Here is a 16,229-nt window from a genome sequence, read left to right on the forward strand (position 1 = left end):
TTAACCTTTGCCTTTGGTACGGGTGCGATGTGCTTTCGCATTTTTCTCGATAAAGGAGATGATCTGCGATGCAACGTCTTTTTCCGTCGCCGCTTCAATACCTTCTAGACCCGGCGACGAGTTGACCTCCATCACCAAGGGACCATGGTTAGAACGCAGAATATCGACCCCGGCCACATTTAAGCCCATAGTTTTGGCGGCCTTGACGGCGGTAGCACGTTCGGCTGGCGTCAATTTTACCAAGCTTGCTGAACCGCCGCGATGCAAATTCGAGCGGAATTCACCGGGCTTGGCTTGACGTTTCATTGCTGCCACCACGCGATCACCAAGCACGAAGCAGCGGATATCAGCGCCACCTGCTTCTTTAATGTATTCTTGCACCATGATGTGTGATTTTAAGCCCATAAAGGCTTCGATCACACTTTCTGCCGCTTGCCGTGTTTCGGCCAAGACCACACCGATGCCCTGCGTTCCTTCGAGCAGCTTGATCACCAACGGAGCGCCGCCGACCATCTCGATGAGGTCGGGAATGTCTTGTGGCTGGCTGGCAAAGCCTGTCGTTGGCAAGCCAATGCCTTTCCGGCTCAACAGTTGCAGCGACCGTAATTTGTCACGGCTACGCGAAATGGCGACTGACTCATTCACTGGGTAGGTGCCAATCATTTCAAATTGACGTAATACCGCGGTACCGAAAAAGGTTACGGAGGCGCCGATACGCGGAATGATGGCGTCGTACTGCGGTAACACCTGACCTTTGCGGTGGATCGATGATTCGCGTGCGTTGATATTCATGTAACAGCGCAGCGGATCAAGTACGTCTACCGTGTGGCCGCGTGCTTCGCCAGCCTCGACCAAACGGCGGGTGGAGTACAACTTCGGATTACGCGATAAGATTGCAATTCTCAAGAGTGACTCCTTTTAAAATTGTGCTGGTTCGCCAAGTAGATACGAGGCGTCGGGATCTACAAGAAAAGCTCCGCGCATGGCTTGTCGGCCAAGTAGCATACGGAATTTCATGCTGTCGCGGTTGGTGAGCGTAAGCTCAACGGGCGCTGAAAAATCGCCAACAACGAGCAGACTTTTGATCACATAGCGTAGTTCTGTATGACCGCCTGAGTCGGTGACTTCACGCTGGTCATGAATTTGGGCTTCACAGCAATGCTCACGATCGGAATCTTGTTCGGGATGCACCCAGATTCGCAGCCAGTCTTCATTGTCTTTCTGAAACGGTTCGAGTTTGAAGGCGTGCAGACAGGAGGTGCGTGCGCCTGTATCTACCTTCATTTTGATGGCTTTAATGCCGAGTTCGGGGAGAGCTCCCCATTCACGCCAACCCAGTGTTTGCATGGGCAAATGTGCTCCAATTTTGAGACTTATCTAACTAGTTGCAAGAATATAGCCGCACAGGCGAAACAGCAAGCGTTATGGCTCACGATGCGCGTTCCGGTGTGCTTGAAGTTGCTGCAACCAAAGACAAAATTCATCGACCGGACGGTCAAGGGCGTTGATCGGCACATAGAGGTCATAACCCAGTAATTTCCGCAGTTGCTGACTGCGTACAGCAAACAGGGCTTGTAAGCCATAATAGACAGTACCACTGGGAGCTTGATAAGACTCTGGGATAGCAAAGTAGGCGCTGTAATCGTTGTTATCGATGGTCTCGCGCCGAAGAGCTGCGGCGAGCAGGTGCCGTTGTTCAGAAATCAGGTGCACCATTAAGCGCGGGGAAATAGAGGCCAGTACTGGCTCAAAGTCTCGTAAGCGAAAGCCTAAGTAAGGGAGGGCTTCGAGTTGTTGTCCGCGGTGAGTGCGTGGCACATCAAAGCGGATAATGGTGTCCCAAGCAATGCACCAATGCCCGCGCAAGTGATGGTAGCAAATGGTTTCAGGGGTTATCGACAGACTGACCGTGGGCTCTACGATTTTCGCCACGCCGAGCAAAAAAAGTGCCGCGCTGACAATATACAACAGCGCGTACGCTGCGGTCGGCAGGCTCCAACCGCTTAATTGCAACATGATGGTAATGGCGAAGCACACCACGCCCATGACGCAAAAGGTAAGAGCGTCGCGACGCGCATGCGGTTGAACCTGTTGTTCAGGGACTGTCATAACACGCAAAGGTCCGTTGAATGATGTGCCAAGTGAACGATGTTTTAAGATAAAACCCACGCGGTAAGGTTTCAATACGTTCGCCGTTTGGACCGATGGCCTCGGTCAACACTCGGCTGTTGGCAGCTTTAGGGCGTAGTTGCATGACTTCACCTTGATGGGCGGTGATCTGTTCGACTTCACCCAAGGCGATTTTATCCATGTGCTCTTGCCAGTCGTTGCGCAGCAAGCGTTCTTCGTCGTTGTTGGGTTGCCATAAAAAAGCCGTGCCGACCGTGCGTTCCGCGAGCGGAACGTCGCGGCGACCATCGATGGGCACCCACAACACACACTGTAACTTATTCCGTACACTACTGTTTTCCCACGTTAACCCTGCGATATCGATGAGTGGCGTGGTACAGACAAAAGTGGTTTCTAGCGGTTTGCCGCGTGCATCAAGCGGAATGGTTTTAAGCTCAACGCCGAGTTCAGGAAAGTCTTGTAGCGCTTGCGACCCGGCGGTAGCTCCTAACGCGGTTTCGAGAAGCTGGCCAACCCAGCCTTTGTGCCGTCGTAGATCAGCCGGAACGTGAAGGCCATGTTGTTGCGCAATGTCGGCGAAACTACGTCCAGCGAGATCGCTGGCGGCATAAAACAAGGTTCGCAAGTCAGTCATGGAAATCCTTAATCGTCCTTTGGCACTTTCTTTCAGGGCTCGATTATGGAAAAATCAGATGCAGAAGTCGAATTTTAGAGGATGCCCGCGTGATAGACGCAGAAGGATTCCGCGCAAATGTTGGAATCATTATCTGTAATGAACAGGGACAAGTGTTTTGGGCGCGTCGTTTTGGGCAACATAGCTGGCAATTTCCACAAGGTGGCATTGATGACGGTGAAACACCGGAACAAGCCATGTACCGTGAATTGTGGGAAGAAGTAGGGTTAAAACCCGAACAAGTAGAAATCGTCTACACCAGTCGCAACTGGTTCCGCTATCGCTTACCGAAACGTCTCGTTCGACGTGAACAACGTCCCACTTGTATTGGTCAGAAACAGAAGTGGTTTTTGTTGCGCTTAACCTGCAAAGAACAAGATGTAAATGTGCTTTGCTCGTCCCACCCGGAGTTTGATGACTGGCGTTGGGTCAGTTATTGGTATCCGGTACGACAGGTCGTGTCGTTTAAAAAAGATGTGTATCGACGTGTCATGAAAGAGTTTGCGCCAATTGTGATGCCACAACAGCAGCCGCAACTGCGGCAGGGCGGACGGAGACAGCGCGGACCCAGACGGAAACGCTAAAGTATGCTGCGAGATTTGCAACGCATTGTTGAAGCTGTGAACCAGGCGCCAGATTTTGAGCTGGCGCTGCAAACCATGGTACAACAAGTAAAACAAGCGTTGCAGACCGACTCATGCACCGTTTATTTAGCCGATCACGAGCAGCAGCAATTCGCGCTTGCTGCGACCGACGGCCTCAATATCACCTCAGAACACCCTATCCATGTACCTTTTGGTGAGGGCGTTATTTCGCTTGCCGCGCAACGCGAAGAGCCACTCAATATCGCTAATGCGACCCAACACCCGAAATTTTTAAAGCTTGATGCCGTTGATGAAGCGCGCTACCACGCGATGTTGGCTGCTCCAGTAATCCATCGCCGCCGGGTGCTTGGGGTGCTGGCGGTACAGCAACAGCAAGACCGCGCCTTTACCCGTGATGAGGAAGCCTTTGTCGTGACCCTCGCGGCACAGCTTGCGGTCGTGATTGCCCATGCTGAAGCGAAAGGCTATTTGCGTACGGTGAAACAATCGCCTTGGTTGCAAGCGGTGAAAGGCTTAGCTGCCGCGCCAGGTGTTGCCATTGGTACCGCTTATGTGGTGCAGCCTCGGGCGAAATTAAGTGAGGTCACGCCGCGAAAAACCAATAAGCCAGAGCATGAAATTCGACGCTTTCGCTCGGCTGTGGCGCGCACGCGACAAGAGCTGCTCGAGCTCAGCGAACGCATGCGCGGTCAAATTGCTGATGAAACGCTCGCCATTTTCGAGGTGTACCACGCCCTGCTTGATTCTGCGAGTTTAGGGCAAGAGGTGGAACAAACCATTAGTGATGGCTGGCGCGCGCAAACGGCGTTGAAAATTGTCGTTGAGAGTTTGGTCAATCAGTTTGAGAACCTTGATGATGACTATATCCGCGAGCGTGCTAGTGATGTTCGCGATCTTGGGCAGCGTATTTTGTCGCACCTCAAAGAACGCAGCCGTGTGCACCATCAACCGCCGGAGCAATGTGTATTGGTGGCGGATGAAGTGACTGCGACGATGCTCGCGGAGTTGCCGCAAACCGAAATTGTCGGCATGGTCTCCATGCGTGGCTCGGGCAATTCACACGCTGCGATTATGGCGCGCAGCATGGGAATTCCAGCCGTCCTCGGCGCGGATGACGTCGAGCTTAGTGAGGTGGACGGGGAAACCTTAATCGTTGATGGTTACAACGGTGATGTTTTTATCAGTCCGCCGCTGCAAATTGAAAACGAATATCGTGAGCTTGCCGAAGAAGAGCTGGAATTGCGGCAAAAAGTCGAACAAGCCCGCGGACGCCCGGTGGAAACCCTTGATGGCACGCCAATCAATTTACAGTTGAATGTGGGGCTGAACCTTGAGCGTGATTGGCTCGATGAGCTCGATATTACTGGGGTTGGCCTGTACCGCACCGAAATTCCTTTTATGATGCATGAACGCTTGCCAACGGAAGATGAGCAAGTCGAAATTTATGCCCAAGTGCTGGAACAATTTAAAGCGGGCACTGTGGTAATGCGAACCCTAGATGTCGGCGGCGACAAACCGCTCCCGTATTTGCCGATGCAAGAAGAAAACCCCTTCTTAGGTTGGCGCGGTATTCGCATGACCCTTGATCACCCGGACATTTTTTTGGTGCAGATTCGCGCCATGTTAAGAGCCTCTATCGGGCGTGACAATCTCCATATTTTGTTGCCGATGATCACCAACGCCGACGAGGTGGATGAGGCAACCCGGATGATCAAGCAAGCTTACTACGAGGTTGCTGAGGAGCATGCGGAGATTACATTACCGGTGCCGCAAGTAGGCGTCATGCTGGAAGTACCAGCGATGATTTACCAGATGCACGCGATTGCTGATAAAATTGATTTTTTCTCGGTCGGTACCAATGACCTGACGCAATATTTGCTGGCCGTTGATCGTAATAATCAGCGTGTAGCGGGTTTGTTCGATGCGTTTCATCCGGCCGTGTTGTACGCTTTGAAACAGATCATTGAGCGCGCGAAAACCCTTGGCAAGCCAGTATCGGTCTGTGGCGAGTTGGCTGGCGAGCCAGGTGGCGCGATTTTGTTAATTGCCATGGGCTATCGTACGTTAAGTATGAATAGCTATACCGTGGATCGTATTCGGTGGATTATTCGCCACAGTCGTACCAGTGATTTAGAGGCGATGCTGGAGCGGGCATTAGCAGCGCGCACCGCCCAAGAAGTACGAAAAATCGTGACGCTTACCCTTGAACAAGCAGGACTCGGCGGCTTCGTCCGCGCCGGAAGTTAAACCCATGAAGTGTTAAGGAGTCGATGTGCTCATCACAGGTTGGTTGTGGTGTATTGCTGGTGGTGTCATCGCCGGGCTACTTGCCGGAATGTTGGGTATTGGTGGTGGCCTGGTGATTGTCCCGCTACTGATTTATCTTTTGCCTTTGCTAGGTGTACCGGCGGAACTTGTGGTGCAAATGGCCATCGCGACGAGTTTAGCGACGATTGTCATGACCACCTTAAGCTCGGCACGTTCGCATTATCGGCATGGTCAAATCAGCTGGTTTTGGGTGCGACGCTTAATCCCGGGGCTCATGTTAGGTGCGTTGCTTGGCGCTTGGTTGGCCACGCAATTGAAACCTGAATGGTTGCAGCGCATTTTTTCCATTGTTTTATTGATTTTGTCGGTGCGCATGTTAATTCCACAACGCACCGGTGAGCCTTTGACCGATGTTTCGAAGCGGTTGTTGGGTGTCATTAGTGCAATGGTTGGCAGTTTGTCAGCGTTGGTTGGCATTGGTGGCGGCTCGTTAACGGTGCCGCTGTTACAACGTCTGCGTGTGCCGATCCGGCAAGCTATCGCGGTGTCATCGGTCGGGAGTTTGAGCATCGGTGTGAGTGCTGTGATAGCCTTTGTCGTGCTTGGTCAACGGATGCCCAGTGAAGGCGGCTTGTTTGGCTATGTTCATGGACCGGCGTGGTTGGCGATATCGATTGCCTCAATGCTATGTGCGCCGTTAGGTGCCGCGTTAACACAACGCATTCCAGTAAAACGTTTGCAGCAATTTTTTGCTGGCTTTTTAGTCGTGATTTCGATCGAATTATTTATAGGATAAACCATGCAACCTGAGTATTTGATGCATCCCAACATCGACCCAGTGATCGTTTCTGTGGGTCCTCTCGCTGTGCGTTGGTATGGCTTGATGTATTTACTTGGCTTAGCGTTCGCGTTTTGGTGGGGCAGTCGTCAGGTAAAGCAACCCCGCCATAGCCAAGCTGGCTGGACGGAAAAACGTTTTAGTGATCTGGTATTTTGGTCTTTTATGGGCGTCATTCTTGGCGGTCGCATCGGCTACGTGTTGTTCTACAAGTTTGCAGACTTTATCGCTAATCCACTGTTTTTGTTTGATGTGTTAAACGGCGGTATGTCGTTTCATGGTGGCCTGTTGGGGGTCATTACGGTACTTGCCATTTTTGCCAAGAAAACCCAAATGCCACTATTACGGGTCGGCGATTTTGTCGCGCCTTTAGTACCTGTTGGGCTGGGTTTTGGCCGTATCGGCAACTTTATCAACGGCGAGCTTTGGGGCCGCGTCAGCGACGTACCTTGGGCCATGGTGTTCCCTGATGCGGGCCCTGACCCGCGCCACCCTTCGCAGTTGTACCAAGCCTTTTTAGAGGGTGCAGTATTGTTTGCGCTATTAGCTTTCTTTGCGCGCAAGCCACGGCCGATGGGAGCCGTAAGTGGCCTATTCTTGATCGGTTATGGCTGTGCGCGTTTCGTGGTTGAGTTTTTCCGCCAACCTGATGCGCATCTGGGCTTGTTGTCGCTTGGCTGGTCCATGGGGCAGTGGTTGTCGCTACCAATGATCTTGATCGGCGCGGCAATGATGGTTTGGGCGTATCGCAGCAAGGGCAACACAGCAGCAAAAGGTGCCGCATGAAACAATACTTAGATTTGTGCCAACGCATCATTGATGAAGGCGTGTGGGTGGAGAATGAACGCACTGGTAAACGTTGCCTGACAGTCATTAATGCTGATCTTGAGTACGACGTTGCAAACAATCAGTTTCCATTGATCACCACACGTAAGAGCTTTTATAAAGCGGCCATCGCCGAATTTATCGGTTACATTCGAGGCTATGACAACGCCGCAGATTTTCGCAAAATTGGCGCCAAAACATGGGACGCCAATGCCAACTTGAATGAGGCGTGGTTAAACAACCCGCACCGTCGTGGCGAAGATGACATGGGGCGCGTGTATGGTGTGCAAGGGCGCGCCTGGGCAAAGCCAGATGGTGGTACGGTCGACCAGCTGCGTAAAGTCGTCGATAACCTTAAAGCTGGGCGCGATGACCGTGGTGAAATCATCAGCTTTTATAATCCTGGTGAGTTTCATATGGGCTGTTTGCGCCCCTGTATGCACACTCATAATTTCTCGTTGTTAGGCGACACGCTATACCTGACTAGCTACCAACGGTCATGCGATGTACCTTTAGGGCTTAACTTTAACCAAGTGCAAGTGTTCACTTTCCTTGCCTTGATGGCGCAAATTACTGGCCATAAACCAGGCAAAGCCTTCCATAAAATCGTCAATGCGCATATTTATGAAGACCAACTTGAGTTGATGCGCGACGTACAACTCAAACGTGACCCCTTTCCAGCGCCACGGTTAGAAATCAATCCTGACATCACGTCGCTCGAAGATCTCGAGACGTGGGTCACCATGGATGATTTCAAAGTGCATGATTATCAGCATCATGACGCAATCAGTTATCCATTTAGTGTGTAGGTAGTGATAAGTAACTATGGCAGATGAGAAGTTTTCTGGGATTGGTCGGGTGTATGGTGATGCCGCACTCAATCGGTTTGCACAACAGCACGTTGCCGTGATCGGGCTTGGCGGTGTCGGCTCGTGGGCGGTGGAGGCCTTAGCGCGTTCTGGCGTTGGTGGCCTTACCTTGATCGATCTTGATGATGTTTGTGTGACCAATATCAATCGTCAGCTGCCTGCGCTGACGACCACGGTGGGGCAACTTAAAACGGCAGTGTTGGCTGAGCGTGTGAAAGCCATTAACCCAGCTTGTGAGGTGCGCGTCATTGATGACTTTCTGGCTGCGGAGAATCTGGCCGAGTATCTCGGTGAGCCGGTGACAGGTGTGCTTGATGCCATTGATAGTGTGAACGTGAAAGCAGCATTGATCGCGTGGTGCAAGCGACGTAAGTTGCCGCTGGTGGTTTGCGGTGGTGCCGGTGGGCAAGTCGACCCTGGGCAGGTGACCTCGACCGATCTTGCCAAAGCAACACAAGATCCCTTGCTCGCAAAAGTACGCTCGATGCTCCGTCGTGACTACAATTTTTCGCGGAACCCGAGTCGTAGTTTTGGCGTGAAAGCCGTGTACTCGACAGAACAGTTACGTTACCCGCAAGGCGATGGCAGTTGGAGTCATGCCAAGCCGGGCAGCGGCAGTATGCGCATGGACTGCAGTACAGGATTCGGCGCGGCGATGCCGGTCACCTGCACCTTTGCTATGCATGCTGTGGCACTGTTGCTAGAAAAGTTAGAACGAAGCAAGGACTGAGAATGAAGCTTTTTATGTTCTATATCGGCGGTTCAGCGCCGAAAGCGAATATTGAAGTACATGATATTCGTTTTGTTGCCGGGGAAAATGTCGAGGCGTGTTACCCAGCACTGCGCCGTGATTGGTACGGCACCTTAAAAGGGTTGCACTTGGACAGCTATGTGCAGGTGCATCATGTGGATGGTTATCGTATTGAACTTAAACGTGAGCCAAGCTCGCAGCCCCAGCGGTTATGGTTTGTCAATTTCGGTGGTTATTATCCGAACCGTTTGGCCGAATTCCATGATTTCACCTTAGTGGTGGCCAAGAGCGCTGATGAGGCCAAGCGCGTGGGCTATCAACGTTTGCTGACGGACAGTATCGAGCCGCACAAAGACGACCTTTATGATGTCGATAATTGCCTGAACGTGGAGCTCCTTGATGGCTGGCATGTTCACCTTGAAAAAGACGGCATTGAACAGCCGTTGGTGCCGGATTGGTCCGGTTATGAAGTGATTGCTTAGCTTGCCTGCTGTTGAATCCGCGCCACTACGTTGCGCAAACCATTGCGGCGCGAGACACTGACCAACTCATTGAGTTGTAGCGCCGCAAAATAGGCATCAAGATCAAAGTGTTTCACTTGCTCTGCCGTGGCACCGTTCAATGCGTGGTAGAGCAGCGCCAATAAGCCCTTAATGACCCGTGACGGACTATCAAGCATCAGTTGATAGCCTTTGCTGCTACCACTTACCTTTAACCACACTTGTGCTTCACAGCCTTTCACTTCGTCGTCAGCGTGTCGCAAGGCTTGGCTGAATTCAGGTAAGTACTTGGCCTGTTCGATAATAAACTTAAGTCGCTGCGGGTACGCTCGCGCTTGCTGCTGTAGCTTTTGAAGATCGCTTTCGTTCAATTTCCCGTACACAACAACTCCAGTGAAAAAGTGCTCAATGCGCTGAAAAGAGGGTTGAATAGTACCATTTCTGCCCCGATCAATGTTAATCTTGAGAGCGAAAAATTAAACCTAAAACATCACTAACGTAACGGGAACGATAACATGAAGATATTAGTGGCGGTGAAACGCGTCATTGATTACAACGTGAAGGTGCGTGTCAAAGCTGACCAATCTGACGTTGATCTGGCGAACGTAAAAATGGCGCTGAATCCGTTCTGTGAAATTGCAGTAGAAGAAGCGGTACGTCTGAAAGAACAGGGTATCGCAGACGAAGTTGTGGTCGTTTCTATCGGCCCTAAAGCTGTCCAAGAACAATTACGCACCGCGTTAGCCTTAGGCGCGGATCGTGCGATTCAAGTTGAAACTGAAGAGTTACCTGACTCGCTTGCGGTCGCCAAGTTACTCAAAGGTGTGGTGGAAAAAGAGCAACCACAACTGGTTATTTTGGGTAAACAAGCGATTGACTCGGATAACAACCAGACCGGTCAAATGCTTGGCGCTTTGACAGGCATGCCACAAGGTACCTTTGCATCGAAAGTCGATATGGCTGACGGTAGTGTTAATGTGACACGTGAAGTCGACGGCGGCTTGCAAACTGTGAAACTTAACTTACCGGCGATTGTGACTACCGATTTGCGATTGAATGAACCGCGTTACGCGTCATTGCCGAATATCATGAAAGCCAAGCGTAAACCTCTTGATGTGACCACCCCTGATGAACTTGGTGTGGCAGTCACACGCACGGTGAAATTGTTGAAAGTCGAAGCCCCTGCTGAGCGTAGCGCTGGTGTGAAAGTTGCAGACGTCGCGGAGCTGGTCGAGAAATTGAAGAATGAGGCAAAAGTCCTATGAGTATTTTAGTCATTGCCGAACACGATAATAAAGAACTAAGCCCAGCAACGCTTAAAACCCTAGCTGCGGCGCAAGCGATCGGTGGCGATATCGATGTGCTGGTGGCTGGCGAAGGATGTCAGGCAGTTGCTGAAGCCGCAGCAAAAGCTGCTGGCGTAAGTAAAGTTCGCGTCGCGGATAATGCTGCCTACGGTCATTTTCTTGCGGAAAACTTAGGTAGTTTGGTGGCCGAATTAGGCAAAGCGTACAGCCATATTTTGGCGGCGGCGACCACCACGGGCAAAAACTTTATGCCGCGCACTGCGGCTTTGCTGGATGTCGCGCAAATCTCGGATATTATTGCCGTTGAGAGTGCTGACACCTTTAAGCGTCCAATTTATGCCGGTAACGCGATCGCCACCGTGCAATCGGAAGACGCAATTAAAGTGATCACCGTACGTGCAACCGCCTTTGATGCCGTTGCTGCCGACGGCGGAAATGCTAGCATTGAAGCCGTAGAACAAGTGATTAGCAATGATGTTGCAGCCTTTGTTGGTGAAGAGCTGGCACAATCTGAACGTCCAGATTTAACTGCGGCACGCGTGGTTATTTCCGGCGGTCGTGGTATGCAGAACGGTGAAAACTTCCAGTTATTGGAAAAAGTTGCCGATAAGCTGGGTGCTGCGGTTGGCGCTTCGCGCGCTGCGGTCGATGCTGGCTTTGTACCGAACGATATGCAAGTCGGTCAAACAGGCAAAATTGTTGCGCCCGAGCTCTACATTGCCGTTGGTATTAGTGGTGCGATTCAGCACTTGGCCGGCATGAAAGACTCGAAAGTCATTGTTGCCATCAACAAAGACGAAGAAGCACCGATTTTCCAAGTCGCTGACTATGGCTTGGTCGCTGATTTGTTTGACGTTTTGCCAGAGTTGGAACAACAACTCTAAGTTAACGACGTTACCTTTGCGAAAGCCCGCGCAGAATGTGCGGGCTTTTTTGTTTCTAATGGGTGCAAAATTTGTAAATTTGACTATGGTTAGTGCTCCGATAACAGGAGAACAATCATGAGAAATCTATTATTCGTCCTTGTGTTAGGGATAGTTTTGGCAACCTCCAGCGCGGTCTGTTCTGCGCAAAGTTTGACCGATACAATCACTGTTGAGGGCGAACTTACCTATGCTGAGCATAGTTTCTTGGGGGCAGCGGCATTGACTGAAAACGCCCACTTTATTGCAACCTTCGAAGTGGATCGTTTCGCCCCGGCCAGTAATTTTGACCCGACACAATTGGAATTTCCGGCAAGCGTATTAAGCCTTGAGGTGACGCTGTTTGAGGACCAAGGTATCGCACTTGATACAGGTGCGGTGCCGACAAGTTGTGAGGTGATTGTCGGTGCACCGCAGACCATGTCGAAGGCATTCGCTGATGGTGCACAAACGTTCGCTGCAGTCTACAGAATGCAGGGCGGCGACATGAACGGTCGCACGCAATTTTGCGGGGTGGGTATTGAGCAAATGATGATGCAGTTGTTTGCTGCTGGTATAGGTTTCCCGGTACCTCTGGCAGGTGCTACCGATGCCGATTTCACGGCGACATTTGAGGTTGCCTCTGAGCGGGGCTCACAGATGGTTTGGGCTGCGGGTATTGCACGCAACATAACTGTAGAAAGCCTTGATAGCGATCAAGATGGCGTTGCCGATTGGGATGATAACTGTGCCTCGTCTGACCTCAGTGAAACCGTGGTATTTGCTGACGACCATGATTCTGGCGTCACCAATCAGACGGATGCGAATGGCTGTACGATTATGGATCATTACGCTGCGTGTGAGACTGAGCAAACCACAAGCTTTTTAAGTTATCAGGGCCCAAGTTACTGTGAGTCTCAAGTGGCGTATCAGATGTATGGCATGCAGTTGATTAACTATGCTGAAGTGCGGCAATTACGGACTACTTTACTGGCAGCTTCACGCGACTAACCTGTGCATTTTGTTTAATCTTTGTTTTTATAGTGCAAATGACATATTGAGTAATTGTCATCAAAAACTACCCTAGTCACTGTTATAGTGAGGCGTTGCGGAGCTTCCCGCTCGCCTCCTCTTTTTGTATTCAGATTTGAGGGTGGGGTATGTCTTATTCAAAACAATTCATCGTGAGCGCAATGATTGCGGGCGCACTTAGCAGCTCTCCAGTGTTATTCGCACAAGAGATGAGCGAGACCGCATTGAATGTTGAAATTGAGGGGGTGATGACGGACTACTATGGGATGGCGACACCGCTCGATGAGACAGACTATACACTACCCTTAGACTTTATTATTCGCGTACGGCAAGAGATTGATGAATATACTCTTTTGGGCTCAAGTGGCCCAACCACAAGCTTTGGTGATGTCGATTTAACGCTCGAAATCGAGCTACTTGATGCCAATGGTGAGGTGTTTTACTCGGATAGCCAAACGACGGTGTATCCGCAGTCAAATGAATGTATTTGGGGGGCACCAATAACCACCGTTGAAGATGTGCCGATCTGGGTTGATGCGCAAAACTCTGCGTACAATGATGCGCTGCGATTGTGCGTGCAAACTAAAGACTTTTCGTCGATTTATAAGCTGTTTGAGCTTTATGTTGGCGTCTTCGAACCTTGGTCTTACGGGCCGACGAGTGACGTAGAAGAGAATTTGGTTGCGAACGGTCCAGAGCGTTCAGTTTATCAACTCAACGCTGAGGGATACCCTGAGTTTGTGCTTGGTGAAAATGTACAAGTCGTAGAATTTATCAATGCGCAACATGATCTTACCGATATTGGCGACCCCTATGCTGAGCCCGATGAAAGTTTGTATGTCGACTTTATCTTCACGGGTTATACAACGCGGATTCAAGCGCTGATCAATGACGCCGATGATGATGGTATTGCCGACGAAGTGGATCAGTGCGATGCCTCATTATTAGATGAAACGGTAAGCTTTGATGGCGTTGATTCTGGCGTGACCAACGTGGTCGATGCGAACGGTTGCTCCGTGATGGATCACTACGCCGCTTGTGAAGCGGAACAGCAAGGCTCGGGATTCTTGGGGTATAGCGGTGCAAGCTATTGTGAGCAGCAAGTGGCCTATCAACTCTATCGCGACGGACTCATTGATTACGCAGATGTGCGCGCCTTGCGAAATGCGTTGAACTAATGTGATAAAAGTGCATAAAAAGTAGACGTTAAGCCCGCATGTTGCGGGCTTTTTTCTGTGCTCAAAAAAACAACAGATTCTCTACCTTATTCCCATTGTTGAGCTCTTCATCACCTCCTATTTTTTAGTTCATCTGCGACGGCAGATAGCTATTGGAGACAATTAACTTTGGTCAGTTGCGGTCAGCAGTTTCGACCTTAACTCCCTTTGGAGAGTTGTGATGAAAAAACATGCACACCGTTCATTATACGCCACTGCAATGGCGTCTTTCTTTTTGATTCCGACGACGCACGCCGAAGTGCAAAGTTACGTGTTCAACGGGACGTTAACCGATTTTTACTCGACGTTTTTTTCTGAAGCCACCAACGCTGGCATTGATACCTTTGTGCTTGAGGTTGATGTAGAAACGACAGCGTTATTGGTTTACCAAGATCCGACAACTAAAAGTTACACCAACGTTGTGGCTCGATTTGAGACAACGTCCGGCGGTGGCGGGGGATGGATTTGGACGTTCCCAACCCCTAACTTTGACGAGGGCTCGATAAATGCTGTGACCTACAACAAAGCCGGCGATATGGATAGTCTTACTATTGAGCTTGATTTTATGCAATCTGGTTATCGCTATGTCGAATACGTTACGATTACGCAACAAGCACAACCGTTTTTGTGGCTTGGTGAGGGCTTTCCGTTGGTGTTAAGCGGTGACTATCAAGCGAACGTGTTTTATGACCTTGTTGCCTATGATGGTGAAAACCTCAGTTGGCAAGTCACCGGCGAAGGTTATACCACCTCTGTGGTTGGAACCTTTTCTGATAGTGACTTTGATGGTGTCGAGGACGCCCTTGATCAATGTCCAAATTCAAACCTGGATGATACGGTCAGCTTCGGTGAGTTCGATTCGGGCGTGCCGAATGGTGTTGATGCGGATGGCTGTAGTCTGATGGATTATTATGCTGCCTGTGAAGCCGAACAGAGCGAGCCTACAGGCTTTTTCCAGCCTACCTATAGCGGAACCAGCTATTGTGAGCAGCAGGTGGGGTACCAGGCTTATCGCGATGGCTTGATTGATTACACTCAGTTGCGGACCTTACGGACAACGCTGTACCAGTATCACCGTAGTGGTGGCTAAGCGCCGTCTGTAATCACTGACAGAAAAGCCCGCAGGAAGCGGGCTTTTCTATGCTGAATGTCGTATTGGTGCAAAGGGAAAGTGGTTTTATAGTTTATGTGAAGTAAATGCTAATAATTTTTAAACCACGGAGCCCCCAATGAAACATTCCTTTTTAGTTGCTGGCGCAGCCCTGTCTATGCTTGCCCCGATAAGTTCCAGCCATGCTGAAGAACGCGTGCTAGAAGTCACCGGTGTGGTTGATATATTGATGGTGCCTTACGAAGTTCCCGAACAAGGTGAGTTAACCTTTACCGCGCTCATTACCGAAGACACTGCAGTGCCTGTTATTGACGAAGACACACCATTTGGTGACTACGGCTATTACGACGCGGTGAAGCAGGTCAGTATTGAAGTTGTAGACAATACTGAACAGCTAGTTTTTTCCGATACTTTTGTTTTTCCTCTTACGTCGATTGATGATGAGGAGTATGGACCAAACGAAGGTGCTATTTCACTCTTTATGCCGGATGCTGTGACCAGCGATTGGATTCAGCCAAATGCGACCTGGTATGGCGCAAAAGTTAACGATAGTCAGACGAGTATCTCACTAAGAGTCGTCGCTTTAGGTCTGTCGCCTTTGCTGTCGCTCATTAACGATGGTGGTGACCCTTACATGCCGGAGATTGATTATCAACAGGATTATCCTCTGTTTGCTTCACTTATACCATTTCCAACCTTAAAAGAAGGCTCACTTGTTTATCCGTTTACTTATGCTGTTTCGGATGAACTTAGTGAAAACGAAGAGCCTGAATTCTCTATAGGCGTTTATGGTATTGCTACCAACCTGCGTTACCTTGACGTCGATGCAGACGGCGATGGCGTGGTCGACAGTGAGGACGCCTGTGCCGTATCGCTACTTGACGAGCAGGTAACCTTAAAGGGTCAATTATTGGCGGTTGAGAACGTGGTGGATGGCAATGGTTGTTCGGTGATGGATCATTATGCAGCCTGTGAGGCTACGCAAGGCGAGGGCGGTTTCTTGGCCTATAGCGGTGCAAGCTACTGTGAACAGCAGGTGGCCTATCAGCTGTATCGCGAAGGTTTGATTGATTATAGCGACGTGCGCGCGCTGCGTAATGCACTGCGTTAAAAGCTCTTGCGATATTCCATTATTTTTAAAAGGTAGCTTCCGCGAGGGAGTTACCTTTTTTGTGGACGTGTTGTTCTGAATAAGCGTTTG

Annotated in this window: 18 protein-coding genes; 13 read left to right on the forward strand and 5 right to left on the reverse strand. The window is 50.3% G+C overall.

The features are described 5' to 3' along the window. From rimK to mutH, 4 genes are all read right to left on the reverse strand, one after another. Complete coding sequence (gene rimK, locus G535_RS0107670; protein ID WP_026861528.1) at nt 1–906, reverse strand: 30S ribosomal protein S6--L-glutamate ligase; 906 nt, start codon at nt 904–906, stop codon at nt 1–3. A gap of 12 nt (nt 907–918) precedes the next feature. Continuing rightward, a complete protein-coding gene (locus G535_RS0107675) occupies nt 919–1,347 on the reverse strand; it encodes an ATP-dependent zinc protease family protein (protein ID WP_026861529.1) in 429 nt (142 codons plus the stop codon). Nucleotides 1,348–1,422: 75 nt separating this feature from the next. After that, nucleotides 1,423–2,109 carry a DUF2982 domain-containing protein gene (locus G535_RS0107680; RefSeq protein WP_026861530.1) on the reverse strand — a complete coding sequence of 229 codons (687 nt, stop codon included), beginning with the start codon at nt 2,107–2,109 and terminating at the stop codon, nt 1,423–1,425. Next, the gene (gene mutH, locus G535_RS0107685; RefSeq protein ID WP_034727892.1) at nt 2,096–2,764 is read right to left on the reverse strand and encodes a DNA mismatch repair endonuclease MutH; all 669 of its coding nucleotides are present in this window, start codon (nt 2,762–2,764) and stop codon (nt 2,096–2,098) included. Before mutH ends, G535_RS0107680 begins: the two co-directional genes overlap by 14 nt. Nucleotides 2,765–2,853: 89 nt before the next feature. Here mutH and rppH point away from each other — a divergent pair, with 89 nt between their 5' ends. From rppH to G535_RS0107720, 7 genes are read left to right on the forward strand one after another with little or no spacing between them, the layout of a single operon-like run. Beyond that, a complete protein-coding gene (gene rppH, locus G535_RS0107690; protein WP_026861532.1) occupies nt 2,854–3,387 on the forward strand; it encodes an RNA pyrophosphohydrolase in 534 nt (177 codons plus the stop codon). 3 nt (nt 3,388–3,390) lie between these two features. Continuing rightward, nucleotides 3,391–5,655, forward strand: a complete 2,265-nt coding sequence (ptsP, locus tag G535_RS0107695; protein WP_026861533.1) for a phosphoenolpyruvate--protein phosphotransferase — start codon at nt 3,391–3,393, stop codon at nt 5,653–5,655. 25 nt (nt 5,656–5,680) lie between these two features. After that, entirely contained in the window at nt 5,681–6,472 is a 792-nt protein-coding gene (locus G535_RS0107700) for a sulfite exporter TauE/SafE family protein (RefSeq protein ID WP_026861534.1), read from the forward strand. A gap of 3 nt (nt 6,473–6,475) precedes the next feature. Beyond that, the gene (gene lgt / locus G535_RS0107705; protein WP_026861535.1) at nt 6,476–7,300 is read left to right on the forward strand and encodes a prolipoprotein diacylglyceryl transferase; all 825 of its coding nucleotides are present in this window, start codon (nt 6,476–6,478) and stop codon (nt 7,298–7,300) included. Continuing rightward, nucleotides 7,297–8,148: a thymidylate synthase gene (locus tag G535_RS0107710; protein ID WP_026861536.1), complete on the forward strand. Its 852-nt coding sequence runs from the start codon at nt 7,297–7,299 to the stop codon at nt 8,146–8,148. Before lgt ends, G535_RS0107710 begins: the two co-directional genes overlap by 4 nt. A gap of 16 nt (nt 8,149–8,164) precedes the next feature. Beyond that, nucleotides 8,165–8,938, forward strand: a complete 774-nt coding sequence (tcdA, locus tag G535_RS0107715) for a tRNA cyclic N6-threonylcarbamoyladenosine(37) synthase TcdA (protein WP_026861537.1) — start codon at nt 8,165–8,167, stop codon at nt 8,936–8,938. A 2-nt stretch (nt 8,939–8,940) separates the two neighbouring features. Continuing rightward, complete coding sequence (locus G535_RS0107720) at nt 8,941–9,441, forward strand: DUF1543 domain-containing protein (RefSeq protein WP_026861538.1); 501 nt, start codon at nt 8,941–8,943, stop codon at nt 9,439–9,441. Here G535_RS0107720 and G535_RS13220 read toward each other — a convergent pair. Then, nucleotides 9,438–9,842 (reverse strand): SufE family protein, encoded by a 405-nt coding sequence (locus G535_RS13220; protein WP_051207053.1) that lies wholly within the window; start codon nt 9,840–9,842, stop codon nt 9,438–9,440. The genes G535_RS0107720 and G535_RS13220 overlap by 4 nt on opposite strands. A 132-nt stretch (nt 9,843–9,974) precedes the next feature. Between G535_RS13220 and G535_RS0107730 the strand changes: the two genes are divergently transcribed. The 6 genes from G535_RS0107730 (at nt 9,975) to G535_RS0107755 (ending at nt 16,139) form a co-directional block, all read left to right on the forward strand. Continuing rightward, nucleotides 9,975–10,724, forward strand: coding sequence for an electron transfer flavoprotein subunit beta/FixA family protein (locus tag G535_RS0107730; protein ID WP_026861539.1), 750 nt, complete (start codon nt 9,975–9,977; stop codon nt 10,722–10,724). After that, a complete protein-coding gene (locus G535_RS0107735) occupies nt 10,721–11,650 on the forward strand; it encodes an electron transfer flavoprotein subunit alpha/FixB family protein (RefSeq protein WP_026861540.1) in 930 nt (309 codons plus the stop codon). The genes G535_RS0107730 and G535_RS0107735 overlap by 4 nt, the downstream gene beginning before the upstream one ends. Nucleotides 11,651–11,806: 156 nt before the next feature. Further along, nucleotides 11,807–12,679, forward strand: coding sequence for a hypothetical protein (locus G535_RS0107740; RefSeq protein WP_026861541.1), 873 nt, complete (start codon nt 11,807–11,809; stop codon nt 12,677–12,679). Nucleotides 12,680–12,828: 149 nt separating this feature from the next. After that, entirely contained in the window at nt 12,829–13,878 is a 1,050-nt protein-coding gene (locus G535_RS0107745; RefSeq protein ID WP_026861542.1) for a hypothetical protein, read from the forward strand. A gap of 220 nt (nt 13,879–14,098) precedes the next feature. Beyond that, the gene (locus G535_RS0107750; RefSeq protein WP_026861543.1) at nt 14,099–15,007 is read left to right on the forward strand and encodes a hypothetical protein; all 909 of its coding nucleotides are present in this window, start codon (nt 14,099–14,101) and stop codon (nt 15,005–15,007) included. 139 nt (nt 15,008–15,146) lie between these two features. Continuing rightward, nucleotides 15,147–16,139 carry a hypothetical protein gene (locus G535_RS0107755; RefSeq protein WP_026861544.1) on the forward strand — a complete coding sequence of 331 codons (993 nt, stop codon included), beginning with the start codon at nt 15,147–15,149 and terminating at the stop codon, nt 16,137–16,139. Nucleotides 16,140–16,229 lie beyond the last annotated feature (90 nt).

This window comes from Pseudidiomarina sediminum DSM 21906 (assembly GCF_000423165.1).
Lineage (GTDB): Bacteria > Pseudomonadota > Gammaproteobacteria > Enterobacterales > Alteromonadaceae > Pseudidiomarina > Pseudidiomarina sediminum.

Bases quoted from the DNA above. Each gene is read 5' to 3' on its own strand.
- G535_RS0107675 (WP_026861529.1), bottom strand. From the start codon at position 1,347: ATGCAAACACTGGGTTGGCGTGAATGGGGAGCTCTCCCCGAACTCGGC.
- G535_RS0107680 (WP_026861530.1), bottom strand. From the start codon at position 2,109: ATGACAGTCCCTGAACAACAGGTTCAACCGCATGCGCGTCGCGACGCT.
- mutH (WP_034727892.1), bottom strand. From the start codon at position 2,764: ATGACTGACTTGCGAACCTTGTTTTATGCCGCCAGCGATCTCGCTGGA.
- ptsP (WP_026861533.1), top strand. From the start codon at position 3,391: ATGCTGCGAGATTTGCAACGCATTGTTGAAGCTGTGAACCAGGCGCCA.
- lgt (WP_026861535.1), top strand. From the start codon at position 6,476: ATGCAACCTGAGTATTTGATGCATCCCAACATCGACCCAGTGATCGTT.
- G535_RS0107710 (WP_026861536.1), top strand. From the start codon at position 7,297: ATGAAACAATACTTAGATTTGTGCCAACGCATCATTGATGAAGGCGTG.
- tcdA (WP_026861537.1), top strand. From the start codon at position 8,165: ATGGCAGATGAGAAGTTTTCTGGGATTGGTCGGGTGTATGGTGATGCC.
- G535_RS0107720 (WP_026861538.1), top strand. From the start codon at position 8,941: ATGAAGCTTTTTATGTTCTATATCGGCGGTTCAGCGCCGAAAGCGAAT.
- G535_RS0107730 (WP_026861539.1), top strand. From the start codon at position 9,975: ATGAAGATATTAGTGGCGGTGAAACGCGTCATTGATTACAACGTGAAG.
- G535_RS0107735 (WP_026861540.1), top strand. From the start codon at position 10,721: ATGAGTATTTTAGTCATTGCCGAACACGATAATAAAGAACTAAGCCCA.
- G535_RS0107745 (WP_026861542.1), top strand. From the start codon at position 12,829: ATGTCTTATTCAAAACAATTCATCGTGAGCGCAATGATTGCGGGCGCA.
- G535_RS0107750 (WP_026861543.1), top strand. From the start codon at position 14,099: ATGAAAAAACATGCACACCGTTCATTATACGCCACTGCAATGGCGTCT.
- G535_RS0107755 (WP_026861544.1), top strand. From the start codon at position 15,147: ATGAAACATTCCTTTTTAGTTGCTGGCGCAGCCCTGTCTATGCTTGCC.